Origin of the sequence: Streptomyces sp. NPDC048361, from assembly GCF_040651795.1 — a bacterium.
Classification (GTDB): domain Bacteria; phylum Actinomycetota; class Actinomycetes; order Streptomycetales; family Streptomycetaceae; genus Streptomyces.
The window spans coordinates 1-22,416 of sequence record NZ_JBEZKW010000009.1; the positions used below are offsets into that span (position 1 = coordinate 1).

Genomic DNA, 22,416 nt, shown 5'->3' on the forward strand with positions numbered 1-22,416 from the left:
GTTCAGGGCCGCGGGGAACTGCGCGCCCAGCCCCGCACGGCCTGCGCTCTGCGGACGGGCCTCTGGGGCTCCGCCCCAAACCCCGGTTCGCGCCTTGAGGGCGCTGGTCGTCAATTGGCGTACGGGCTGCGGGAGTTCATGCGGCCGGGCAGCGAGTAGTTCAGGGCCGCGGGGAACTGCGCGCCCAGCCCCGCACGGCCTGCGCTCTGCGGACGGGCCTCTGGGGCTCCGCCCCAAACCCCGGTTCGCGCCTGAAGGGCGCTCGTCCACAACCGCCGTACGGGGTGCGGGAGTTCATGCGGGCCGGCGCGGAGTACTTCAGGGGCGCGGGGAACTGCGCCCCCAGCCCCGCACGGCCTGCCCTCTGCGGCCGGGCCTCTGGGGTTCGGCCCCAGACCTCGGGTCGTGCCTGAAGGGTGCTGGTCGTCAATTGCCGTACGGGCTGAGGGAGTTCATACGGGCCGGGCCCGAGTAGTTCAGGGGCGCGGGGAACTGCGCGCCCAGCCCCGCACGGCCTGCGCTCTGCGGACGGGCCTCTGGGGCTCCGCCCCAGCTCCCGTTCGCGCCGTCGGCCAAGCGCGAGTCAGGGGCCCTCTGCTCGGCTCCCCCCGGCCGCCGCCTCCAGCAGGGTCCAGCCGTCGACCTCCGTCACCCCGCGCACCCCCGGGTGCCATCCGCGGGCCGACGCCGCGTCGAGCAGGGCCCGGACGGCGCCCGGTTCATGGAGGTTGAGGTCGGCGCCCTCCATGTGCCCCACATCCCCAGAACCCGAGTAGGCCCCACCGGGCACGTACCGGCCGGGGCCATCGGCGAAGACGATGCGCAGGGGGCCGCGGCCGTCGACCGGACGGAGACGCCGGGGATGCTGGGGAGGCTGGGGATGCTGGGGGTACAGCGTCAGGATCTGGCGGCAATCCGTGGGCCGACCGTTCTCCAGCCGGTGGCTGTGGCAGTGCCGCCACAGGTACGTGTACCCGTCGGCGACCAGTCGGCGAAGCCTTTTGTGGTTGCGGGGCATGGTGGCGAGGCTACGGGGCCTTGCCCGCGCGGCGCCGCGCCGTTTCGCATCCTTGCAGCCCTGACCTCTGGCTGTGGCCATCGTCCGGCGCGCGCGGGGCGCGTATCGCACGCCGAGCTATGAGCCCGACCGCCCGCTCCGGGACCGGTCCAGCAGAAACTGGGCCAGACGCAGCCCGGGGACGGGCTCAATGGTGCCGACGCGCGAGAACCCGAGGCTTTCGTAGAGAGCTACGGCCGGACCGTTGTCAGCACCCGTGCTCACCTGGACGTTCCCAGCGGGAGCCAGGTGGACGAGAAGGTGACGGATCAATCGTGACGCCAGTCCGCAGCGGAACCAGTCGGGATCCACGCAGACCCGGTCAATGTCAACGATGTTCCCCCCGTGGTCCCCCGCCGGATTCTGCCAGGCAACGAACGCGGCGAGCCGCCCGCCGTCCCCGACGGCGCCGAGCCAGCGCAAGGGCTGATCTCGCATCTCCTCGATACTCTCTTGCAGGGCCGGGATCCCGTCGAAGCCGATCAACTCAGCCTCGACCGCGTAAGCGCGACGTCCCACCCGATGCACCCGCGCCGCAGCCGCGTCATCCCCTGCCAGCTGCAACTCGCACAGGTCGAAGGCGGCTGCACCCCGGTCACCCCGGTCACCCCGGTCACTGCGCTCACTCCGTGCGGAAAGTGTCATTTCCCGATGGTAGATCGCCGTTGGCGGCGCCCGGCCCGCGCCGTTGGCGGCGCCCGGCCGTGCGGCGGGGTCAGCCCTCGGAGTTGACCATCGAAGCGGCCGCGTACGTCAGGTAGTTCCAGAGCGTCTGCTCGTGCTCGGGGGAGAGGGCGAGGTCGTCGACGGCCGTCCGCATGTGGCGCAACCAGGCGTCGTGCGCGGCCCGGTCGACCGTGAACGGCGCGTGCCGCATCCGCAGGCGCGGGTGGCCCCGGCCGTCGCTGTAGGTGCGCGGGCCGCCCCAGTACTGCATCAGGAACAGGGCGAGCCGCTCCTCGGCCGGGCCCAGGTCCTCCTCCGGGTACATCGGACGCAGCAGCGGGTCGTCGGCGACGCCCCGGTAGAAGAGGTGGACGAGCCGGCGGAAGGTCGCCTCGCCGCCGACCTGCTCGTAGAACGTCTGCTCCTGGAGCGTGCCGCGCGGAATCTCGGTCACGTTGAACACCCTCGCAATGTCATTCGGGCCTGCCCCGGGACACGACCCGGGGACCAGGGGCCGTCCCCCGGTGAATGCAGCACCCCTCCATGGTCTCAGACCCGGCGGCCGAGGACCGGGGACGTAGGCCCTCGCTCACCCGGGCCCCCGCGGAGCCGACCCGCCCTTACGGAGCGGACCGCTCGCCTCGCGGGCCCCCGCGCCGCACAGTGGAGCTATGAGCGCGGACCTGGCGTTGCGGCGGGCCCTGGTGCGGGAGATCGTGGCCGGCGGCGCACTCGCCGACCCGGCGCTGCGGACCGCCTTCGAGGACGTGCCGCGCCACCTGTTCGTGCCGTACTACTACGAGGGCGCGCCCGGCGGCCACGTACGGCTGTGGGGCGAGGACCCCGACGCCGGGCGGCGGGACCGCTGGCTGACCGGGGCCTACGCGGACGCGCCGCTGGGCACCCGGATGCGCGACGGCGACCTTGTCTCCTCCAGCAGCCAGCCCTCCCTGATGGCACGCATGCTGGAGGCCCTGGAGCTCGGGGACGGCGACCGGGTCCTGGAGATCGGCGCGGGCACCGGCTACAACGCGGCGCTCCTGTGCCACCGGCTCGGCGAGGCCAACGTCACCACGGTCGATCTGGAGCCCGAGATCACCGAGGCCGCGCGTTCCCATCTGGCGGCCGCCGGATACCGGCCCGCCGTGATCACCGGGGACGGGGCGCGCGGCGCCCCCGCGCGAGCGCCGTTCGACAAGATCGTGGCGACCTGCGCGGTGGGCTCGGTGCCCTACGACTGGCTCGCGCAGTGCCGGCCGGGCGCGCTGGTCCTGACCCCCCTCGCGACCGGCCTCATCCGGCTGCGGGTCACGCGCCCGGGCCGGGCCGAGGGCCGCTTCCTGCACACCCCGGCCTACTTCGTACCGCTGCGCGGTGCGGGCCCGGGTGCCCTGCCCGGGCCGCCCGCGGAGGGTCCGCCCCGAGACGCCGTCTCGAACGAGCTGTTCCGCTTCCTGCTTCAGCTGACGGCGGGCAGCCTCGACCCGTACGCGGCGTACGAGCTGTGGCGCCGCGAGGAGCGGCCGCGGCGCGAGCGGTTCGGGGTGACGGTCGAGGACGGCGCGCAGTGGGCGTGGCTCGACGATCCGCAGGGGCCGCACAGCTGGCCCCTGCGGGGTGCGCCGTTCAGCCCCGGCGCACGGTGATCGTCGTCCAGGCGCCCACGTGCACCCGGTCGCCGTCCTGGAGCGGCACCGGCACATAGGGCTGGATCGGCTCGCTCGCGCCGTTGACCGTGGTGCCGTTGGTCGAGTTCTGGTCGACCACCGCCCAGGTCCCGTCCGGCTGCTGCACCAGTACCGCGTGCTGGTGCGAGACGCCCGGGTCCTCCGGCGGCACCGACAGATCGATGTCGGGCGCCTCGCCGGTGGAGTGGCGGCGGCGGCCGATGGTGATCTGGTTGCCGGACAGCGGGCGCTGCTGCTCGGGCGAGTACGCGGGCAGGTTGAGCCCCGACGCCTCCGGTCCGCTGCGCTGCATCATCGCCAGGAAGTACTCCCGGTCGGGGCCGATCGTGATGGACCAGCCGGCCGGCGCGGGCGGCGGCACGGCCTGCGGCCAGTCGTCCTCACCGAGCTCGGGAACACCCCGCTCGGGAGCACCCGACTGGGCTCCCAGAGGGGCACCCGGCTGGGCACCCAGAGGGGCACCCGGCTGGGCTCCCAGAGGGGCACCCGGCTGGGCTCCCAGAGGGGCTGCCTGAGGCGTGACCTGCGGCCAGTCGTCGCCCGCTCGCTCGGGTGCCCGCTCGGCGGCCCGCTGGGGAGCGCCCTGCGGGGCCGACTGCGGCGTGGCCTGCGGCCAGTCGTCCGCGCCCCGCTCGGGCGCGGCCGGCGGCGTGGCCCGGGGCCAGTCGTCGTCGCCGCGCTCCGGGGTGGGCTGCGGCCAGTCGTCGCCGCGGTCGGGGCCGGGCTGTTGCCGTGATCCGGGTACGGCCGAGGACGGCGGCGGCAGCATCCAGTCGTCGTCGCCCTGCGCAGACTGCCCGTGCGCAGACTGCCCGTGCGAAGGCTGACCGTGAGGCGGCTGCCCGTGCGAAGGCCTGCCCTGCGAGGACTGCCCGTGGGGCGGCTGCCCCTGGGACTCCCGCACCGGCGGCGGCGCGGGCGGCCCCTGCTGCTGGAACGACGGCGGCGGGGGAGGCCCGCCCTGCGGCCCGCCGAACGGCTGCTGCGAAGCCCCGCCCTGCGGCCCGGCGTAGGGCTGCTGCGGCGGCCCACCCTGGGGCCCGCCCTGGGGCCCGCCGAACGGCTGCGGCGGCGCGGGCGGTCCCTGCTGGAACGCGTTGGGCGGGAGCTGCTGCCCGGGGCGCCCCGAGGGCTCGGCGGCCAGCGGCTCGGCCGGCCGGTTCACCTGCGAGGGCCGCGACCGCTGGTACTCGTACGGGTCGCGCGGCGCGGGCGGCGGGCCCTGCTGGAAGGCCGGCGGCAGGTTCAGACCCGGGCCGGGGCCGGGGCCGGGTGCCGCACCGGGGCCACCGCCCGGGCCGGGACCGTGGCCGGGGCCACCGCCGGGGCCGGGCGCCGGCATGGGCTGCTGCGGGGCGAGCGGGGTGTACGAGGTCGCCGTGTTGGTGAGGAAGTTCCAGCGGCACTCCTCGCAGAAGGGCGCACCGGCCTCGCGCGGTGTGCGGCACTGCGGGCAGAGCTCGGCCTGCGCGGTGGCGTTCGGGTCGCCGGGACCCGGATAGCCGTACGCGGGCGGCGGCGGGGGAGGCGGCGGCACGGCGCCCATGCGATGGCCGCAGATCTCGCACCAGTCGTCGGAACCCGACTGATGTCCGTTCGGGCAGGTCGGCATGGAGTCGCTTCCCCCTCTCCTCGTCGGGCCCGGTGGGCCGCGGCATTACGGTCGTTCTCGGTCATCAGCCACGTCGCACAGACTGCCTGCGTGGCTGACTACTGCGTATTCACTTCTCGCTACGTGGTGCTACGTGGTGCTACGGATTGCTACTTCTTGCTACTTCTTGACGCGAACGGTCTTGGTGGAGCGCGTTTCGAGGGTCATCTCGTCCGCTTCCGCGACCTTCGCCTTCAGTCGCACAGTACCGGTCGCTTCGTCGACGACGTCCACCACCTTCGCGAGCAGTTTCGCCGTATCGGCGTTCCCCGAGACCGCGGCCAGTTGCACCGCACGGCCCAGCTTCGCCGTCGCGCCGTCCACATCGCCCGACTTGCGGGCATCCAGACCCTGTTGGATGACTTGGGCCAGTTCGGCCTGACCCGTGTAGTGGGCGACCTGGGGGTTGATCGACGTGGAGGCCGCCATGTCGTCGGTCCACACCGCCCGCACCAGGCCCTGCGAGAGCACCTGCGGCGCACCGCCCTCGCGGTCGGGCACGATCAGCGAGACGCGCGCGGCGAGCATCTCCTGGCCGACATTGGCCTGGGGCACCTGCACGCACACGTGGTAGTCGCGCGACTCGTCGCCCCAGGAGCCGGTCGGATAGTCCCCGGCGCGCGGCCCCACCTCGGTACGCCGCCCCGTCAACTCCTCGACGGCGGGCGCCACTTGCTTGACGAACTTGATCTCCACGCCGACCGGGGTCCACAGGCGAAGGGCCACGTCCGCGACCTCCTTGCCCATCGCGTTCTCCATCATCTGCGTGAAGTCCGCGGCCAGATGGGCCGGATCGGCCACGATGTCCGCGGTGCCGAGCAGCGCGGAGGCGATCGAGGTGACCTCCTTGACCTCCCAGTCGGTTCCCACACCGCGGGCGTCACAGGTGAACCGTCCGGCGCACGCCTGGAGCGCGGAGCGCAGATCCTCCGGTGACTCGTGCTCGTTGCGCCCGTCGGTCAGCAGGATGCCGTGCCGGATCGGCACGTCCGCCCCGCCGAGCAGCCGGTCGGCCAGGCGCAGCCAGGTGCCGATCGCGGTGCCGCCCGACGAGCTCAGCTTGCGCAGCGCCTCCTTGGCCTGCGCCCGGGTCTGGCTGTCGGCGGTGGCGAGGCGGCCGTTGCCCGGGTAGACCTCGCGGGCGATGTGTGTGCCGCTGACCACCGCGAAGGCCACCCCGTCGCGCAGGGTGTCGATGGCGGCGGCCGTGGCGTCGCGGGCGTTGCGCATCTTGGCCGGCGGATATTCCATGGAGCCCGAACAGTCCACCATGATCACCACGGCGGCGGCGGGCGGCTGCCCGGGTATGTGGGCGGGCGACGTGGTGGCCGCCGTGAAGGGAGCGCCGCCCAGCGTCCCGCCGCCGGTGGAGGCCACCGTGACGATGGCGTTGACCTCACGGCCGCCCTCCGGCAGGAACTCGTTCTGGTACACCTCGACGGAGAACTGCGGCACGTTGGACTTCGAGAAGTTGGCCATCGACAAGGCTCCTTGAGGCTCCATGGACCTGAAGTGAAAAAGGTGAGGGACGGGCAGCAGGGGCGGGGCGGTGCCGGAGCGGCGCGCCGGGGTCGGGGCCTGTGGGTAGGCGGATCCTGCCCCTTACCGCTCCACCGCGAACGGCAGCACGGCCACTGTTACGTTGTCGTGGCCGCCGCCGTCCAGGGCGTGCCCGACCAGTACCTGGGCGCTGTGCAGCGGCCGTTGTGCCGCGTCCGCGGGGACGACGCGGGCCATCTCCCCGGCGCCCTCCGCGTAGTTCCACAGCCCGTCCGTGCAGACCACCACCACACCGGAGCGGTCCGGCTTGAACGAGGCGGTGTGCGGGTCGAGTTCGTACGCGTCCGCGCCCAGCCACCCCGTGATGGCGTGGGCCCGCTCGTCGGCGTAGGCGTCGGCCTCGCTCATCAGGCGCGCCGCCACCATCTGCGCGGCCCACGAGTCGTCCTCGGTGAGCCGGGCCGGGGCGGCCGTACGGTCGTCGGGAACCCAGTACGCGCGGCTGTCGCCGATCCAGCCGACCACGAGGAGGCCGCTCGCCGAGATGGCGCCCACCAGCGTGCAGGCCGGCGCGTTCTGGTGCCGGTGTCCCTCCTGCGGCGGCACCTGCGCGGGGTCCACGGCAAGGGAGTTGACCGCTTCGGCGGCGGCCAGGATCGCGTCGTGCATCGCCTGCTGCGGATGGGTGCCCTGGGGCAGGGCCGCGAGCAGTGACTCGTTGGCGGCGACCGCCGCGGCCGCGGACGCCTCGTCGGGGCGGGTCGCGGACGACACCCCGTCGCAGACGATCGCGACGACGGCGGGCGAGCCGTCGGGCAGCGCGGTCGAGGACAGCGCGAAGGAGTCCTCGTTGCGGTGGTGGCGCAGGCCGCGGTCGCTGACCGCGGAGACCCCGCCGAGTTCCTGCTCCATGTGGTCGCGCTCGCGCGGCTGGGCGTGTCCGCAGTTCTCGCAGTACCCGTCGCCGTCGACGCGCCCGGCCCGGCAGGCCACGCACACCTTGGCGCCGGGCGCCGGCGGCCGCGCCACATGGGTGTCGGGGTCGGGCTCGGCGGCCCGCGGGTCCGGGGCGGCGAGGGGATACTCCGCGGGCTCCGCGACCGCCTCCGGTGCAGCGCCCGCGGCCGTCTCCGGTGCAGCGCCCGCGGCCGTCTCCGGCGCGGGGCCCGCGACTGCCTCCGGTGCGGGGCCCGCGACCGTCTCCGGTGCAGCGCCCGCGACCGTCTCCGGTGCGGGCTCCGCCGCCACGGCCGGCTCGTCCGTCCGTACGGGATAAGGGAGTTGAGGGTCCAGCGCCGCGGCGGCCACGGCGGCCGGAGAGGCCATCTCGATGGTCGGATGGTCCAGCGGCGGCTCGGGCACGGCCGACAGGTCGTACCCGCAGGCCCCGCAGAACAGGTCGCCCGTCTCCAGCGGCTCTTCGCAGCCGGGGCAGGCGGCGAGTTGATGCGTCTGCGACATCGTCACACCCAGGTCCGGGGGCGGAATCGGTTGGCCCGTTCCACCAGGTCGATCCTTTCCTCGCCGCGCTGTGCCAGCCGGGCGAGCATCCGGTACGAACGTTCCAGACCGAAGCGCAGGCCCCGCTCGTCGACTTCGCTGCCGAGCAGAACGGTCTTCCCGCCCGGCCCGGCGCCGGTGCTCCCCGACAGTACCCAGTCCAGGGCGGTGCCCAGGACCTCGGTCGCCAGCTGTTCACGTCGCACCGCGTCGAGACCGAACGCGTCGAGCGCCTCGACCTGGGCCGCGGCGGCCGACAGGTCGTCCAGCAGCGCGTCGTGCGGGGACCGGCTGCGCAGCCGCGCCCGGACCGCCGCGACCCTGGCCGCCGTGTAGTGGATGGAGGCCTCGGGCACGGATTCGAGGGTCCGTACGGCGCCGGCGCGGTCACCCGCGGCGAGCTGCACCCGGGCCAGGCCGAACGCGGCGCTGACGTAACTCGGGTCGGTCGTCCACACCAGGCGGTAGTACTCCGCGGCGTTGTCGAGCTGGCCGAGCACCTCCGCGCACACGCCGAGCGCGAGCTTGGGGGCGGGCTCGCCCGGGAACGCGTCGTAGATCGCGTCGAACGCCAGCGCCGCGTTCTCGTTGTCGCTTGCGGCCAGCGAGGCGAGGCCCCGGTACCAGACCACCCGCCAGTCGTCCGGGTAGTCGGCCTCCAGGGAGTCCAGGGCCTTGCCCGCGGAGACCCGCTCGTCCATGTCGAGCCGGGCCCGCAGCTCCCGCAGCCTGCGCTCGATGGAGTGGGCCGGGGCCGAACGCAGCGCGGTGATCAGCTCGGCGGGGGCGGCGGCCATCAGACCGGCGAGGAACCCCGCGTTGGGGTCGCCCGGATCCACGTGCGGCACCGGAAGCGCGAGGGTGGTGCCCCGCGGGTCGAGCGGCGCGAGCAGCGGCCCGCCGTACGCGCCACCGTACGCACCACCACCCGTGGCGCCCTCGGTGCGCGGCGCGGGAATGGCGCCCTGCGGCACCGGCTGCGGCAGGCCCGGGGTGTGCGGCGCGAGGGCCGGCACGGGCGGCGCGCCCGCCGGGACGGCCGCGAGAGCCGCGGCCGGTACCGCGGCCTGAGCGAGCGCCTTGCGGGCGCGCCTGCCCACCGGCGCCACCTGCGCCCCGAGGCGTGAGACGTCACCGTTGGCCTCGGCGAACAACTTGGTGTCCGTGACGCGCAGTTCGGTGCCGAACAGGGTGGAGAGCGCGGGCCTCGGGCGGCCCGTCTGGAGCGCCACGACCTCGCGCAGCACACCCGTCAGCTGCTCCGCCATCTCCTGCGCGGAGGCGAACCGGCGCGCCGGATCGGGGTCGGTGGCCCGCACCAGGAACCGGTAGAACGACTCGTACGTACGGAACACGTCGATGGTGTCGGGGTCCGGCAGGCTGTCCGCGAAGACGTTGGTGTAGCCCTGGAAGTCGAAGGTCAGCACCGCGAGGGTGCGCGCCACGGTGTACAGGTCGGAGGCGACTGAGGGGCCCGCCTCGGCGACCTCGGGCGCCTGGTAGCCGACCGTGCCGTAGATCGCCGACTCGTCGTCGTCCATGCGGCGCACCGCGCCCATGTCGATCAGCTTCAGCTGGTCCTCGGTCTGGATCGCGTTGTCGACCTTGAAGTCGCAGTACAGCAGGTTGCGGCTGTGCAGATGGCCGAGCGCCTCCAGGGCCTCGATGCCGAACGCACAGGCCTGCTCCACGGGGAGCGGATCGCGTCTGCCGTCCACCGTGCGCCGCTCGTTGGCGATCTCCTTGAGCGACTTGCCGCCGACGTACTCCATCACGATGTAGCCGTCGAGCGACCCGGTGCGCTGGTCGAGGTGCTCGACGAAGTTGTAGATCCGCACGATGTTGGAGTGCTCGATCTCCGCGAGGAAGCGCCGCTCGGAGATGGCCGCCGCCATCGCGTCCTGATCGCCGGTGTCGAGCAGGCCCTTGAGGACCACCCAGCGGTCGGAGACGGCGCGGTCCACGGCGAGGTAGACCCAGCCGAGGCCGCCGTGCGCCAGACAGCCCATCACCTCGTACTGACCGTGCACGATGTCGCCGGTGTGCAGCTTCGGCACGAAGGAGTAGGGGTGACCGCACTTGGTGCAGAACCCCTCGGTGCGCCCGGGCCGGTCCCCGCGCGAACGGCCCACCTGCGCCCCGCAGTCCGAGCGTGAACAGAACCGCTTGCGCTCGGGCACCTCGGGGTGCTCCATCACCGCGGAGCGCGGGTCGGGGCGCGGCACCCCCGGCACGGTCACCAGGCCCGCGCCGAGCCGGCTGCGCGCCGACGCGCTCGCCGCGGCGCCCGAACTGCGCACCGACACCGAACGCGCGGTGGTGTTCCCGGTCAGCGACGACAGACGCCCGGAGACCGAGCGCCGCGAGGTCGAGGACCGTGACGACGAGCGGGCGGAGGCGCGCGAGGAGGAGCGCGAGGACTGCGAGGCCGAGCGGTGGCCGCCGCCCGTGATCCCGGTCGGCGGTGACGACACCATGCCGGTGGGCGACACGACGGGCGCGAGCCCGCAGATGTCGCAGTACAGCTCGCCGCCGCCCATGTCCTCGTACGTACCGGCGCAGCCGGGGCGCTGGCACTGAGTGTTCTCGCTCACGAATCCCCCCTCACGTCATGTGGCCCGGAGTCTCTCGGGACCAGTACCTCCGCCGCCGCCCGTTGATAGCGCAGCACCGCCTCTTCGGCGACGCGCAGATCGCACGGCGCCGACCACAGCATCCGGCGGGCGGCGTCGTACCGCTCGATCAGGAACGGGTCCTCGGCCATGCCGTGCCGGGCGACCTTCGCCCTGTACGCGTCGAGCCGGCCGCGCAGCTCGGCGCGGACCGCGAGCGGCGCGGTGACCGCCGTCAACGACGCGCGGGCGCGCAGCAGTTCGTCCTCGGCCTCGCGCTCAAGGGACTCCAGGAGCGGCGAGAGGCGGTGCCACTGCGCGTGCCGGCGGTACTCGGCGGCCGCGGCCAGCTGTTCCTGGAGCACGATCGAGGGACCGCTGACCGCGGGCACCTCGCTCGCGGCGATCTTCGCGAGCACCTCGCCGCGCGCCGAGCGGGCCTCGGCCAGCGTGCGGTCGGCCCGGGACAGCACGTCCCGCACCCGCGCGAGCCGCGCCTCTGCGTCCTGACGCACCGTCAGAACAGCGTCGATCTCCCGCCGTACGTCTTCGAGGGCGCGCGCCGCCCGGTCGTAGCGCCCGGTGTCGGGGCGGCCGCCGCCCGGCGCCGAGCTGCCCTGCGCGGGCACCCAGAACGCCAGCGGATCGGAGATCACCTGCGCGCGCAGCTCCGCGAGCTCGGCGGTGATCTCCTCCAGATCGTCGCCCGAGGGGTGCTCGCCGGGCCGCACGCCCACCGAGTGCGCCAGGCTCCGGGTGCGGTGCAGCTCGGCGGCGAGCAGGTCTATCCGGGCGGGCAGCGCGGACCACACCGCGTCGGCGGCCACCACCACGTCGAGCGAGCGCGCGTACAGCTCGTTCATCCGGTGCACGAGCTCGGCGAGCGAGAAGCGCTCGGTCAGCTTCGCCGGCCCGCCGGCCAGGGTCGGCGCGCCGTGCAGGGCGGCGCCGGAGAGCGTCACGGACGGGCCGCGCAGCCGGTCGGTCAGCTCCACCAGGTCCTCGCGGTGGGGCCAGCGCCGCCGGGCGCGCAGCTCACGCGCGGACTCCAGGGCCGCCGCGTACGCGTCGAAGTACGACCACAGCAGGGAGATCGACTGCTCGGTGGCGGCCCAGCGCTCCTTGGTGAGGCCGGTGAGCCCGGCCCCTTCGAGGAGCCGGCGCCCGGCGTGGTCCTGGAGGGCGAGCAGCGAGGTCTCGACGGCCTCGTGCTCGGCGTCGAGGCGTGCCAGCGCACGGTCCGCCTCGTCCCGGTCCATGACCGGCTCCGGGGGCCCCCCGGTGGAGCTGGGGGAGGATCCCGCGCCCATCGATCACCTCTCCGCTCTGTGGTACGAAACCGCTCCGGGACGCGAACCCGCCGTCAACGCGCTCAACCCGACCGGTACTTGGGGGCGGGCGGGTTCTTTATGCCGGGCAGGTCCGCGGCCAGCCACAGGCGGTACGCCTTCATCCAGGGGCTGTTGTCCCCGCCGCTGCGGTAGTCCACGAGGACCTGGTTGATGCGCTGCACCAAGTCGGTGTTGCCGAGCTTCACGGCGACACCGTAGTACTCGGTGGTGAACGGGCTGCCCTTCAGCTGGACCGCGGGGTCCTGGGCGGCCTGCCCCGCGGCGAGCGCGTTGTCGGTGACGACCGCGTCCACCAGGTTCTGCTGGAGGCGCACCAGGCAGTCCAGCTGGTTGGGGACCGTGAAGTCCCGGTAGTCGGCGCCGTGCGGATCGGCCTTGAGCGCGTCGAAGGCGGTCGAGCCCGCCGCCACACAGACCCGCTTGCCCTTCAGCGAGCCGTCGAAGCCGGTGATGGCGGAGGACTTGGGAGCGAGCACCTGCTGGCCCGCCTCGAAGTACGCCGTCGAGAACGAGGCCTGCTTGATGCGGCCGCAGTTGACGGTCATGGTCCGCACGACCACGTCGACCGTGCCGTTCTGCAGCGCCGGGATGCGCTGGCTGGTGGGGATGGCGCGGTAGATCACCGCGTTCTCGTCGCCCAGGATGTTCTTCGCGATCGCCTTCACCAGGTCGATGTCGAAGCCTTCGAGGGTGCGCGTCGCCGGATTGCGGTAGCCCCAGCGGAAGCTGTTCTGGTCGACGCCCGCGATCAGCTTGCCGCGCCGCTTGATGGCGTCGATGTTCGGCCCGTCCGCCGACGATGGGGACAGGCTGGCCTCCGGGTCCTTGCAGTCGTCGGCCTTGGTCTGCACGGCGTGCGCGGTCCCGGGGCCCGCCACGCCCACCGCGGCGGCCTCGCCGCCGTGCCGGGTCAGCGGGATCAGGGCGCCCACCGCGACCGCCAGCGCGAGGGCCATCGCGGCCACCCCGCCCCAGCCGCGCAGCCGACCGGCCCCGCGCCGCCCGGTGCGCCGGGCGCGGCCCGGCGTGTCGGTGCCCGGAGCGGCCGGGTGGGCCGGGTCCGCCGAGCTGTTCGCGCCGCTCATCGCGACCCCTCTCGCCCATCCGTTGCCGCTGTCCATGCCGCTCACCTGTACTCCGCGAGCCGGCGGCTGACGCCGACGCCGGCGCCGGCCGCCGCGAGCACCGCGAGAACGGCCGCGCCCACCGGGAGTCCCGTCAGGGCGCCGCGGCCGTCGGACGCCGCCGTCGTGAACTGGTGCTGCTCATGGGCGATCGCCGCGTCGAGCTGCCGGTCCACCTTGTCGAAGCACTCGCCGGTGGAGCCCTTCGCGGCGAGGACCTGGCTCAGCGCGCCGTCGTAGTCACCGCTGTCGTCCGTCTTGCGGGCCGCCGTGTGGCGCTGCTGCCAGGCGTCCATGTCGGCCTTGGCCTCCGTCACCGGGGTCCTGCCCGCCGTGTCGTCGGCGAGGTCCTTGGCGGCGCCCAGCTTGTCGCCCAGCGTCGACATCTCCCGGGCGAACTGCGCCTCGTACTGGTCCTTGCCGTCGGAGGTGAGCACCGCGCCCCGGGCCACCAGGGTCAGGTTCTCGTTGGCGCGGGCCTGGAGCGAGCTGATCCGGGCGTCGTTGAGGACCTTCAGGGACTCCTGGCCGTGGGCGCGCGAGGCCGACAGGTCGGACGAGGCCACCGCGTGTCCCACCACCAGCCACAGCATCACCACCGTGGAGGCGGCCGTCGCGGCGAGGAGCCCGTGGTTGAACACCCGGTTGGTCCGCAGGTAGTTGCGGCGCTGCACCCACACCAGGCCGCCGAGCGCCACCAGACCGAGCACCGTCGCCGCGTACGGCCAGGTGTCCGCCTGGTCGTAGTCGTCGTAGAGCCGGCCCGTCTCCGCCTCGTACAGTTTCTGCGCGGCGGGCAGCAGGCTGGCGCTCATCTTCTGGTTGGCGAAGCGCAGATAGGCGCCGCCGACGGGGAAACCCTGCCGGTTGTTGGCGCGCGCCTGCTCGATCAGGCCGTTGTAGAGCGGCAGCTGCTCGTTGAGTGTGGCTATCTGCTGGGCGGACTCCGCCGAACCCGTGCTGTTGGCGGCCGCCTTGACCAGCAGCCGCGACGCGGTCGCGATGTCCGTGTCGTACCGCTTGCGCACGTCGAGGGGTTCCTGGCCGCCGGCGAGGAAGCCGCTCGCCGCCGCCGTGTCGGCGTCGGCGAGCGAACGGTAGATGGACGCGGCGTCGGCGCTCAGCGGCTGGCTGCGACTCACCACGTCGTCGGCGGCGGCCGCCCGGTCCGAGACCTCCCAGGCGGTGACGGCGCCGAAGGCCACCACGAGCACCGCCACGACCGTACCGATGATCCACAGGCGGCCGGGCTCGGTGGTCGACGCGGCGCGCATCCGTGCGCGGGCCTGCGACCAGCCCTGGTGCGCGCCCGGTCGTGGCTGCACCGCGGACCCGGCCGCGGACTCCCGCGTCTCCGGTTCGCGCACGTTCGGCGACATCGCCACCTGACCTCCCCCTTGGTCGCTGCCTAGGCAGTATGGCCGCAGGGACCGACAACCATCCAGGGTTGTCTGGATCTTGTTACCTGCCGCTTCGCGACCTGAGCCCCCGGAGCCCCCTGCTGTGCGTTCCCCCTCATGTATACGCGGGGCCGATCCGTTCGGTTCCCGGGGGGGCCCGGCATGCCGCACTTCCCGGTCCTACGTGTACTGGGCCCGGGCCTGCGTGTACTGGGCGCGCAGCCGTGTGTACGCCTCGTCGGGCGCCGCCACCTGGTCGAGGCCGAGCAGCCCCGCGCCGAGCACGGGCGAGACCGTCACCACCAGCGGCACCGCCTTGGGCGCCCGCGCCGCGAGCAGGTCGCGTACGGCGCCGTCCAGTTGGGGATGGCGGGCCGCGAGCACACTGCCGCCGAGCAGCACCGGGGTCGGTGTCTCCAGGCGGCCGAGCCGGCCGAGCGCCACCGCGGCCAGGGCCACGATCTCCTCGGCCTGGCGCCGTACCAGCGCGCCGGCCACCGCGTCCCCGGCCGCCGCGACCTCGAAGAGCACCGGGCTCAGCTCGTGCCGGCGCACCATCGGGACCTTCTCCAGGTGCAGCGCCTCGATCAGCTCGTACATCGAGGAGAGCCCGAAGTGGGCGGGGAGCGCGGTGGCGAGCGCGGTCGCCTCGCCCCTGCCGTCCTCGGCGCGCGCCGCGAAGAACAAAGCCTCCTCGGCCAGGCCCCCGCCGCCGCCCCAGTCGCCGGAGATCTTCCCGATGGCGGGGAAGCGGGCGGTGCGCCCGTCCGGGGTCATGCCGACGCAGTTGATGCCCGCGCCGCACACCACCGCGACCCCGCACGGCTCGGCGCCGCTGGGCAGCCCGGCGCGCAGGATCGCGAAGGTGTCGTTGTGGACCCGTACCGAATCCCCCCAGCCGCGGGCTTCGAGCGCCGCGGCCAACTCCTTCTCCTCTATGGGCAGATCGGCGTTGGCCAGGCACGCCGACACATGCGCGACCCGCAGCGGCTCGGGGCTGCGGGAGGCGAGGTAGGCCTCCTCGACCGTGGTGGCCAGCATGTGCATGGCCACCTCGACCCCCACCGAAGGCGGCCGGAAGCCGCCGCCCCGCGCGGTGCCGAGTACCGTGCCGTCGGCGCCGATCAGCGCCACATCGGTCTTGCTGTTGCCGGCGTCGATCGCCAGCACACTCATGCCCACGAAAGGTGCTCCCGGTTGTGCGCGATCAGCCGGTCGGTGAGCCCGTCGGCCTGGTCGTACTGCCCGACCAGCGGGTGGGCGAGCAGCGCCCGGAACACCCGGTCGCGTCCGCCGCGCAGGGCGGCTTCGAGCGCGAGGTCCTCGTACGCGGTGACGTGGGCGATCAACCCGGCGTACAGCGGGTCGAGTTCGGGCACCGCGAGCGGCACCGCACCGTCGTGCCCGACCCGGGCCGGCACCTCGATGACGGCGTCGTCGGCGAGGAAGGGCAGCGTGCCGTTGTTGTACGTGTTGACGACCTGCACGGGGCTTCCCCCGTTGCCGAGCAGGGAGGCGGCGAGGTCGACGGCGGCCTCCGAGTAGAAGGCGCCGCCCCGCCTGGCCAGCAGCTCGGGCTTCTCGTCGAGTGCGGGGTCACCGTACATCGCCAGCAACTCCCGTTCCATCTGGGCGACTTCGGCGGCCCGCGACGGCTTGGTGCCGAGCTCACGCACCACCTCGTCGTGGGCGTAGAAGTAGCGCAGGTAGTACGAGGGCACCACGCCGAGCCGGTCCAGGACCTGGCGGGGCAGGCGCAGGTCGTCGGCGATGGCGTCGCCGTGTTCGGCCAGGAGCTTCGGCAGTACGTTCTCGCCCGCCGGCCCCCCGAGGCGCACCCCGAGCTCCCAGGTGAGGTGGTTGAGGCCGACGTGGTCGAGGTGGATCTCGCCGGGCGTCACCTGGAGCAGCGCCGCGAACTTGCGCTGGAGCCCGATCGCCACGTTGCACAGGCCGACCGCCTTGTGCCCGGCCTGGAGCAGGGCCCGGGTCACGATGCCCACCGGGTTGGTGAAGTCGATGATCCAGGCGCCCGGGTTGGTGCGGCGTACGCGTTCGGCGATGTCGAGCACCACCGGGACCGTACGCAGGGCCTTGGCGAGGCCGCCCGCGCCGGTGGTCTCCTGGCCCACGCAGCCGCATTCGAGCGGCCAGGTCTCGTCCTGCTGCCGGGCGGCCTGCCCGCCGACGCGGAGCTGGAGCAGGACCGCGTCCGCGCCCTCGACGCCCGCGTCCAGGTCGGAGGTGGTGACGATCTTCCCCGGGTGGCCCTGCTTGGCGAAGATGCGCCGGGCGAGCCCGCCCACGAGGCCCAGGCGGTCGGCGGCCGGGTCGACGAGGACGAGCTCACTGATGGGCAGCGTGTCCCGCAACCGGGCGAAGCCGTCGATGAGTTCGGGGGTGTAGGTGGACCCGCCCCCCACTACTGCGAGCTTCATTCGAGATCAGCCCTTCACTCCGGTCAGTGTGACGCCCTCGACGAAAGCCTTCTGCGCGAAGAAGAAGACGAGGATCACGGGGGCCATGACCAGAACGGTCGCGGCCATGGTCAGGTTCCAGTCGGTATGGTGCGCGCCCTTGAAGGACTCCAGGCCATAGCTGAGCGTCCAGGACGCCGGCGTGTCGGACGCGTAGATCTGCGGCCCGAAGTAGTCGTTCCAGGCGTAGAAGAACTGGAAGAGCGCGACGGCGGCGATGCCCGGCCGGGCCATCGGCAGCACCACCTTGATCAGGGTGCGCAGCTCCCCGCACCCGTCGACCTTCGCGGCGTCCAGGTACTCGTTGGGGATGGTCAGCAGGAACTGCCGCAGCAGGAAGATGGTGAACGCGTCGCCGAACGCCAGCGGGATGATCAGCGGCCACAGCGTGCCCGACAGGTCCAGCTGCTTCGCCCAGAACAAGTACATCGGAATGATGATCACCTGCGGCGGCAGCATCATCATCGAGATGACCAGCATCAGCGACAGATTGCGGCCGCGGAAGCGGAACTTGGCGAGCGCGTACGCCACCGGCACGGACGACACCACGCTGAGCACCGTGCCGAGGCCGGCGTAGAGGAGGGTGTTCTTCCACCACGTCAAGAACCCCGGGGTGTCGAACACCTTGCGGTAGTTCGACCACGCCCAGTGGTGCGGGATCAGATCGCGGGTCAGGGTCTGGTGGTCGTCCATGAGCGAGGTGAGCAGCAGGAAGACGAAGGGCAGCACGAAGAAGAGCGCGGCGGCCACGCCGAGCGCGTGCACGGCGATCCAGTGGAGCGCCGCCTTGCGCCGGGCCACCTTGGCCGCGGGGGTCGCGAGGGGGGTCTCAAGGGCATACGTCACGTCACTCACCTGCCTGGAGCAGCCCGCCGCGCCGCTTCATGAGCAGCGCGGTGAAGGCCATGGAGAGGGCGAACAGGACGAGGGCGACCACACACGCGGAGCCGTAGTCGAAGCGCTGGAAGCCCAGGTTGTAGACGAGCTGCGGCAGGGTCAGCGTCGACTTGTCGGGGTAGCCGGGCTCGAACTGCTGGCCCGAGTTGCCGATGATGCCGGAGGCGACTTTGCCCGCCACCAGCGGTTGGGTGTAGCTCTGCATCGCCTGGATGACGCCGGTGACCACGGCGAACATCACGATCGGCGAGATGTTCGGCAGGGTCACGAACCGGAACCGCTGCCAGGGCGATGCGCCGTCCAGCTCGGCGGCCTCGTACTGCTCCTTCGGCACGTCGAGCAGGGCCGCCATGAAGATGACCATGAGGTCGCCGACGCCCCACACCGCGAGCAGGGTGAGCGCGGGCTTGGACCAGGACGGGTCGGTGAACCAGTTCGGCGCCGGGATCCCGAGGTCGCCGAGGAGCGAATTGACCGGCCCGGTACCGGGGTTGAGCAGGAAGACGAAGCCGAGCGTGGCCGCGACCGGCGGGGCGAGGTAGGGCAGGTAGAACAGGGTGCGAAAGACGCCGACCCCCGTCTTGATCTTGGTGATCAGCATGCCGACGCCGAGCCCGAACACCACCCGGCAGGCGACCATGACGATCACCAGCCACAGGGTGTTGCGCAGCGCGGGCCAGAACAGCGGGTAGTCGCTGAACACGTACGACCAGTTCTTGAGGCCATCGAAGGTGGCCGCGCCGAAGCCGTCGTAGTGCGTGAAGGAGAAGTAGACCGTGGAGATCAGCGGGTAGGCGAAGAAGACGCAGAACCCGATCAGCCAGGGCGACAGGAACGCCAGGGTGCGCAGCGCCGAGCGGCGGTGTTTGGCGCGCAGTGTGTACGGGGTGCTCATGACCGGCTACTTCGCCTGCGCGATCGCGGAGTCGATCTCCTGGGCGGTCTTGGCGAGCCCCGCCTTGATGTCGCCCTGCTTGCCGCTCTCGACGTCGAAGCCGAGGTTCTGCAACGACACCAGGTACTGGCCGCCGTTGACGGAGGCCGGGGTGGTGGTGGAGTTCGGGTTCTGCGCGATGTCCAGGAACGTCTTGAAGCGCGGGTCGGCCTGGAGCTTGGGCGACTTGAGGGCGTCCAGGGTGGAGGGCACGTTGTGGATGGCGTTGGCGAAGTTCACCACCGCGTCCGTGTTCGTGGTCATGAACTTGACCAGCTCCCAGGCGGCGTTCTGCTTCTTCGACGTCGCGGCGATGCCCGCGATGGTGCCGGTCAGATAGCCCTTGCCGTGCGTGGCCTTCTGGTCGTCGGGGACGGGCAGCGGCGCCACCCCGATGTCGAACTTCGGCTCGCCGGCCAGCGCCATCCCGAGCCGCCACTCGCCGTCCAGGGCCATCGCGACCTGGCCGGTGTTGAACGGGTTGGTGTCGCCGTACTCCTCGCCGAAGGACGAGCGGTACTTCTCCAGCTTGGTGAAGCCGCCCAGGTCGTCGACGAGCTGCTTCTGGAAGGCGAGGCCCTTCTCGAACGCCGGATCCTTGGCGATGTTCGACTTGCCGCTGGAGTCGAAGTACGTCGGTGACCACTGCGCGAGGTAGTGCTCGGTCGTCGTCTCGTAGGCGTGGTAGTCCGGCATGAACCCGAGCTGCTCGTACGCGTCGCCCTTCGGCTTGGTCAGCAGCTTGGCGTCGGCCTCGAACTCCGACCAGGTGGTGGGCGGTGCGTCGATCCCGGCCGCCTTGAAGGCGTCCTTGTTGTAGTAGAGCGCGTAGGCGTCCCCGAGCAGCGGCAGCGTGCACCGCTTCCCCTCGAACTGGGTGTACTCGTTCATGGTCTTCGGGAACGTCTTCGCCGGGTCGATGCCGTCCTTCTTCAGGAACGGCGCGAGGTCGACGAGCGCGTTGGACGAGCAGAACTTGCCGACGTTGTTGGTGGTGAACGACGACACCACGTCGGGCGCGCTGGAACCACCCGCGCGCAGCGCCTGGTTGATCTTGTCGTCGTTGACGTTGCCGACGACCTTGACGTGGATGTTGGGGTGCGCCTTCTGGAAGGCGTCCACGTTGGCCTGGATGGCGGCGACCTCGTTGGGGGCGCTCCACCCGTGCCAGAAGGTGATCGTCGTGTCCTTGGACGCGTCGTCGCTCGCGCTGGTGCCGCTCTGCCCCGTACAGGCGGAGGCGAACAGGGCTATGGAGGCGGTCGCGGCCAGTACGACGGCCGACTTCCGGCGGGTGGTGGGCATGGCGGTGTCTCCCGGGGAGTGGGGTGGGTTGGCGGGGGTGGGGCGGGTTCGGTTCAGCGCGCGGTGTCGAAGACCTCGTCACGCGTGGTGGCGAGGGCGGACTCCAACGCACCTCGAAGGACGGGGAGTTGGGTGACCTCTCCGATGACGAGCCGGGGCCGCGAGGCCGCCAGTTCGCCCAGTTCGCTGTGGACGAGCTCGCGCAGCGGCTCGCCCCCGGCGGCGAGCAGACCGCCGGACAGTACGACGAGCTCCGGGTCGAGGACGGCGACCATGGAGGCGAGACCGGTGGCGAGCGCGGTCGCGAAGGCGTGGAGGAGCCGGCGTTCGGGGCCCCGCTCGGCCGCGGCGCCACGCGCGATCAGGGTGGTGGCGATGTCGCTGGTCGCCCCCATGGGCACGTCGGCGACGCCGAGCTCCCGGGCGAGCCGGGGCAGCGCCTGGCCGCCCGCGAGCTCCTGGAAGCCGCCGGAGTTCGCCTTGGTGACATGGCGTACGAGGGGCGCCCCCGGCACCGGCAGGAAGCCGACCTCACCGGCGCCGCCGGTGAAGCCGCGGTGCAGCCGGCCGTTGATGACGAGGGCGGCGCCGAGCCCGCCCTCGTTCCAGAGCAGCACGAAGTCGTCGTGGCCGCGGGCCGCGCCCAGGCGCTGCTCGGCGATGGCGGCGAGGTTGACGTCGTTCTCGTACTCGACGGGCATCGGGAGCGTGGCGGCGAGCTCCTCCAGCAGGGTGGGGGCGTGCCAGCCCGGCAGGTGGGAGGCGTAGCGAAGGCGGCCCGTGCCGGGGTCGAAGGCGCCGGGGGTGCCGATGACGACGCGGTGCAGATCGCCCCGGACCAGCCCGGCCGCCTTGACGGCCCCGTCCAGCGCCCCGGTGACCTGCCGCACCACGGATGCGCCGCGCCGCGGCGGGGTCGCCACCTCGAACTCCCCGACGACCCCGCCCGCCACATCGGCGACGGCGGCGCGGATCCGCTCGGGGGTCACATCGAGCCCGGCCACGTGGGCGGCGGCCGCGTTGACCGTGTACAGCTGCGCGTTGGGCCCCGGCCGCCCCTCGGTCGTCCCGGTGGCGACGACGAGACCCGCCGCCTCCAGACGGGCGAGCAGCTGCGAGGCGGTCGGCTTGGAGAGCCCGGTGAGCTTGCCGATCCGGGTCCGCGAGAGGGGCCCGTGCTCCAGGAGCAGATCGAGCGCGGCACGGTCGTTCATCGCGCGGAGTACGCGCGGCGTTCCCGGGGTAGTACCGGCCATGACGGATCCCCCTGCCCTCCGGGTACGCGCGGTGGCGCCCGCTTCCCCGTATGACTGTTAGTAAAGTTTCCTATTCGTTGGGAGGAAGGTAGGCGGTGGGCCGCGGCACGTCAATGGGCGGGGCGGGGGTTGTCGGCGCGGCGACTGCCAAAGCGTTATCCGGCGGGGGCGATCGCCCTCGGCAACTCGGCTCACCTGCACCACAGTTGTTAAGCTCCGCGAGTGATCGCCCAAGGTGTCCTCCGGCTCGGTGCCGCAACTCTGCTGGTAGCAGCGGGATCCGTGGCGTGTGCCGGTTCCACGGGTCACGCTCCGTCGAGCGAGTCGACGGCCGCCCGTTCGTCGGCCGCGAAACCTGCCACGCCGGCAGCCGGCACGCCCGCCGCCGCGGGGGCGGCGAGCACCGCGAAAGACGCGGCGCGGCGGTTCGCGCAGGCTCTGGCGCGCGGAGACGCGGCGGAGGCGTGTGGACTGGCCGATGCCCGGCTACGGTCCTTCGCTTCCAGCAGGGGCGGATCGTGCCCCGAGGCTCTTGCCGAACTGGCGGCGGACGATCGATACGTCTTCCGGCAGGCCGTCTGTGTGAACGCGCCGGACAGCTACAAGACCGAGGGCGATCCCCAGGACAGCTCCGACTCCATCCGGGTCGACATCGACTGCGCGGCGGGCTACACCTGGCTCCGCGTCAACCGATCGGGCACCGTCTGGCGAGTCTCGGATTTCAACGCCGCCTGACCGCGGCCGGCGGTGATTCCGGCTCGATGCGCGTGCGATCCGGCCGATTCCGGGCGGGCTGCTCGCCGTGGTACCGAGGTTGGTGCAGCGTTGGCCGGGCGGTAGCGTGTTCGAGGGGGACTGTCCCTCGAACCCTGGCGCGACCTCGTGGCTTACTCCTCGCGGGCGCGTTCCCAGGAGGCCGGTCCGCAACCCGGCCCGGCCGCCAGGCATCTGAAAGGTGATCGAGTGACTCCCAGGCACCCCCACGGCGAACCGGTCC

Annotated in this window: 18 protein-coding genes; 2 read left to right on the forward strand and 16 right to left on the reverse strand. The window is 72.6% G+C overall.

What is annotated here, in order from left to right; genetic code table 11:
• Nucleotides 1-583: 583 nt before the first annotated feature.
• The 3 genes from AB0D31_RS07235 to AB0D31_RS07245 form a co-directional block, all read right to left on the reverse strand.
• The gene (locus AB0D31_RS07235) at nt 584-1,018 is read right to left on the reverse strand and encodes a hypothetical protein (protein ID WP_362718247.1); all 435 of its coding nucleotides are present in this window, start codon (nt 1,016-1,018) and stop codon (nt 584-586) included.
• A 117-nt stretch (nt 1,019-1,135) separates the two neighbouring features.
• Nucleotides 1,136-1,702 (reverse strand): GNAT family N-acetyltransferase, encoded by a 567-nt coding sequence (locus tag AB0D31_RS07240; protein WP_362718250.1) that lies wholly within the window; start codon nt 1,700-1,702, stop codon nt 1,136-1,138.
• A 70-nt stretch (nt 1,703-1,772) separates the two neighbouring features.
• Nucleotides 1,773-2,177: a globin gene (locus AB0D31_RS07245; protein ID WP_362718253.1), complete on the reverse strand. Its 405-nt coding sequence runs from the start codon at nt 2,175-2,177 to the stop codon at nt 1,773-1,775.
• 217 nt (nt 2,178-2,394) lie between these two features.
• On the opposite strand from AB0D31_RS07245, the gene AB0D31_RS07250 reads away from it, so the two are divergent.
• On the forward strand, nt 2,395-3,369 hold the full coding sequence (locus tag AB0D31_RS07250; RefSeq protein ID WP_362718255.1) for a methyltransferase domain-containing protein: 975 nt from the start codon (nt 2,395-2,397) through the stop codon (nt 3,367-3,369).
• On the opposite strand, the gene AB0D31_RS07255 is transcribed toward AB0D31_RS07250, so the two are convergent.
• From AB0D31_RS07255 to AB0D31_RS07315, 13 genes are all read right to left on the reverse strand, one after another.
• On the reverse strand, nt 3,350-5,023 hold the full coding sequence (locus AB0D31_RS07255) for an FHA domain-containing protein (protein WP_362718258.1): 1,674 nt from the start codon (nt 5,021-5,023) through the stop codon (nt 3,350-3,352). The genes AB0D31_RS07250 and AB0D31_RS07255 overlap by 20 nt on opposite strands.
• Before the next feature lie 159 nt (nt 5,024-5,182).
• Complete coding sequence (locus AB0D31_RS07260) at nt 5,183-6,541, reverse strand: VWA domain-containing protein (RefSeq protein ID WP_362718261.1); 1,359 nt, start codon at nt 6,539-6,541, stop codon at nt 5,183-5,185.
• 123 nt (nt 6,542-6,664) lie between these two features.
• Nucleotides 6,665-8,023, reverse strand: a complete 1,359-nt coding sequence (locus tag AB0D31_RS07265) for a protein phosphatase 2C domain-containing protein (protein WP_362718264.1) — start codon at nt 8,021-8,023, stop codon at nt 6,665-6,667.
• 2 nt (nt 8,024-8,025) lie between these two features.
• Nucleotides 8,026-10,602 carry a tetratricopeptide repeat protein gene (locus AB0D31_RS07270; RefSeq protein ID WP_362718536.1) on the reverse strand — a complete coding sequence of 859 codons (2,577 nt, stop codon included), beginning with the start codon at nt 10,600-10,602 and terminating at the stop codon, nt 8,026-8,028.
• Between the two features lie 50 nt (nt 10,603-10,652).
• Nucleotides 10,653-11,984, reverse strand: a complete 1,332-nt coding sequence (locus AB0D31_RS07275) for a hypothetical protein (RefSeq protein ID WP_362718266.1) — start codon at nt 11,982-11,984, stop codon at nt 10,653-10,655.
• Nucleotides 11,985-12,046: 62 nt separating this feature from the next.
• Nucleotides 12,047-12,982, reverse strand: a complete 936-nt coding sequence (locus tag AB0D31_RS07280; protein ID WP_362718539.1) for a glutamate ABC transporter substrate-binding protein — start codon at nt 12,980-12,982, stop codon at nt 12,047-12,049.
• A 170-nt stretch (nt 12,983-13,152) separates the two neighbouring features.
• Nucleotides 13,153-14,424 carry a hypothetical protein gene (locus tag AB0D31_RS07285; RefSeq protein ID WP_362718541.1) on the reverse strand — a complete coding sequence of 424 codons (1,272 nt, stop codon included), beginning with the start codon at nt 14,422-14,424 and terminating at the stop codon, nt 13,153-13,155.
• A 306-nt stretch (nt 14,425-14,730) separates the two neighbouring features.
• A complete protein-coding gene (locus tag AB0D31_RS07290; protein ID WP_362718269.1) occupies nt 14,731-15,726 on the reverse strand; it encodes a BadF/BadG/BcrA/BcrD ATPase family protein in 996 nt (331 codons plus the stop codon).
• Nucleotides 15,723-16,988 (reverse strand): 6-phospho-beta-glucosidase, encoded by a 1,266-nt coding sequence (locus AB0D31_RS07295; protein WP_362718272.1) that lies wholly within the window; start codon nt 16,986-16,988, stop codon nt 15,723-15,725. Before AB0D31_RS07295 ends, AB0D31_RS07290 begins: the two co-directional genes overlap by 4 nt.
• A 6-nt stretch (nt 16,989-16,994) precedes the next feature.
• Nucleotides 16,995-17,873 carry a carbohydrate ABC transporter permease gene (locus AB0D31_RS07300; protein ID WP_362718275.1) on the reverse strand — a complete coding sequence of 293 codons (879 nt, stop codon included), beginning with the start codon at nt 17,871-17,873 and terminating at the stop codon, nt 16,995-16,997.
• 1 nt (nt 17,874) lies between these two features.
• Complete coding sequence (locus tag AB0D31_RS07305; RefSeq protein WP_362718278.1) at nt 17,875-18,819, reverse strand: sugar ABC transporter permease; 945 nt, start codon at nt 18,817-18,819, stop codon at nt 17,875-17,877.
• A 6-nt stretch (nt 18,820-18,825) separates the two neighbouring features.
• On the reverse strand, nt 18,826-20,163 hold the full coding sequence (locus AB0D31_RS07310) for an ABC transporter substrate-binding protein (protein WP_362718280.1): 1,338 nt from the start codon (nt 20,161-20,163) through the stop codon (nt 18,826-18,828).
• A 53-nt stretch (nt 20,164-20,216) separates the two neighbouring features.
• Nucleotides 20,217-21,419: an ROK family transcriptional regulator gene (locus AB0D31_RS07315; RefSeq protein WP_362718282.1), complete on the reverse strand. Its 1,203-nt coding sequence runs from the start codon at nt 21,417-21,419 to the stop codon at nt 20,217-20,219.
• Between the two features lie 222 nt (nt 21,420-21,641).
• Between AB0D31_RS07315 and AB0D31_RS07320 the strand changes: the two genes are divergently transcribed.
• Nucleotides 21,642-22,154: a hypothetical protein gene (locus tag AB0D31_RS07320; RefSeq protein ID WP_362718285.1), complete on the forward strand. Its 513-nt coding sequence runs from the start codon at nt 21,642-21,644 to the stop codon at nt 22,152-22,154.
• Nucleotides 22,155-22,416: the final 262 nt, after the last annotated feature.

What these genes read in the sequence shown, in the direction of transcription:
- AB0D31_RS07235 (WP_362718247.1), bottom strand. Translation starts at nt 1,018, where the DNA reads ATGCCCCGCAACCACAAAAGGCTTCGCCGACTGGTCGCCGACGGGTAC.
- AB0D31_RS07240 (WP_362718250.1), bottom strand. Translation starts at nt 1,702, where the DNA reads ATGACACTTTCCGCACGGAGTGAGCGCAGTGACCGGGGTGACCGGGGT.
- AB0D31_RS07250 (WP_362718255.1), top strand. Translation starts at nt 2,395, where the DNA reads ATGAGCGCGGACCTGGCGTTGCGGCGGGCCCTGGTGCGGGAGATCGTG.
- AB0D31_RS07255 (WP_362718258.1), bottom strand. Translation starts at nt 5,023, where the DNA reads ATGCCGACCTGCCCGAACGGACATCAGTCGGGTTCCGACGACTGGTGC.
- AB0D31_RS07260 (WP_362718261.1), bottom strand. Translation starts at nt 6,541, where the DNA reads ATGGCCAACTTCTCGAAGTCCAACGTGCCGCAGTTCTCCGTCGAGGTG.
- AB0D31_RS07265 (WP_362718264.1), bottom strand. Translation starts at nt 8,023, where the DNA reads ATGTCGCAGACGCATCAACTCGCCGCCTGCCCCGGCTGCGAAGAGCCG.
- AB0D31_RS07270 (WP_362718536.1), bottom strand. Translation starts at nt 10,602, where the DNA reads ATGGGCGGCGGCGAGCTGTACTGCGACATCTGCGGGCTCGCGCCCGTC.
- AB0D31_RS07275 (WP_362718266.1), bottom strand. Translation starts at nt 11,984, where the DNA reads ATGGGCGCGGGATCCTCCCCCAGCTCCACCGGGGGGCCCCCGGAGCCG.
- AB0D31_RS07280 (WP_362718539.1), bottom strand. Translation starts at nt 12,982, where the DNA reads ATGGCCCTCGCGCTGGCGGTCGCGGTGGGCGCCCTGATCCCGCTGACC.
- AB0D31_RS07285 (WP_362718541.1), bottom strand. Translation starts at nt 14,424, where the DNA reads ATGCGCGCCGCGTCGACCACCGAGCCCGGCCGCCTGTGGATCATCGGT.
- AB0D31_RS07290 (WP_362718269.1), bottom strand. Translation starts at nt 15,726, where the DNA reads ATGAGTGTGCTGGCGATCGACGCCGGCAACAGCAAGACCGATGTGGCG.
- AB0D31_RS07295 (WP_362718272.1), bottom strand. Translation starts at nt 16,988, where the DNA reads ATGAAGCTCGCAGTAGTGGGGGGCGGGTCCACCTACACCCCCGAACTC.
- AB0D31_RS07305 (WP_362718278.1), bottom strand. Translation starts at nt 18,819, where the DNA reads ATGAGCACCCCGTACACACTGCGCGCCAAACACCGCCGCTCGGCGCTG.
- AB0D31_RS07310 (WP_362718280.1), bottom strand. Translation starts at nt 20,163, where the DNA reads ATGCCCACCACCCGCCGGAAGTCGGCCGTCGTACTGGCCGCGACCGCC.
- AB0D31_RS07315 (WP_362718282.1), bottom strand. Translation starts at nt 21,419, where the DNA reads ATGGCCGGTACTACCCCGGGAACGCCGCGCGTACTCCGCGCGATGAAC.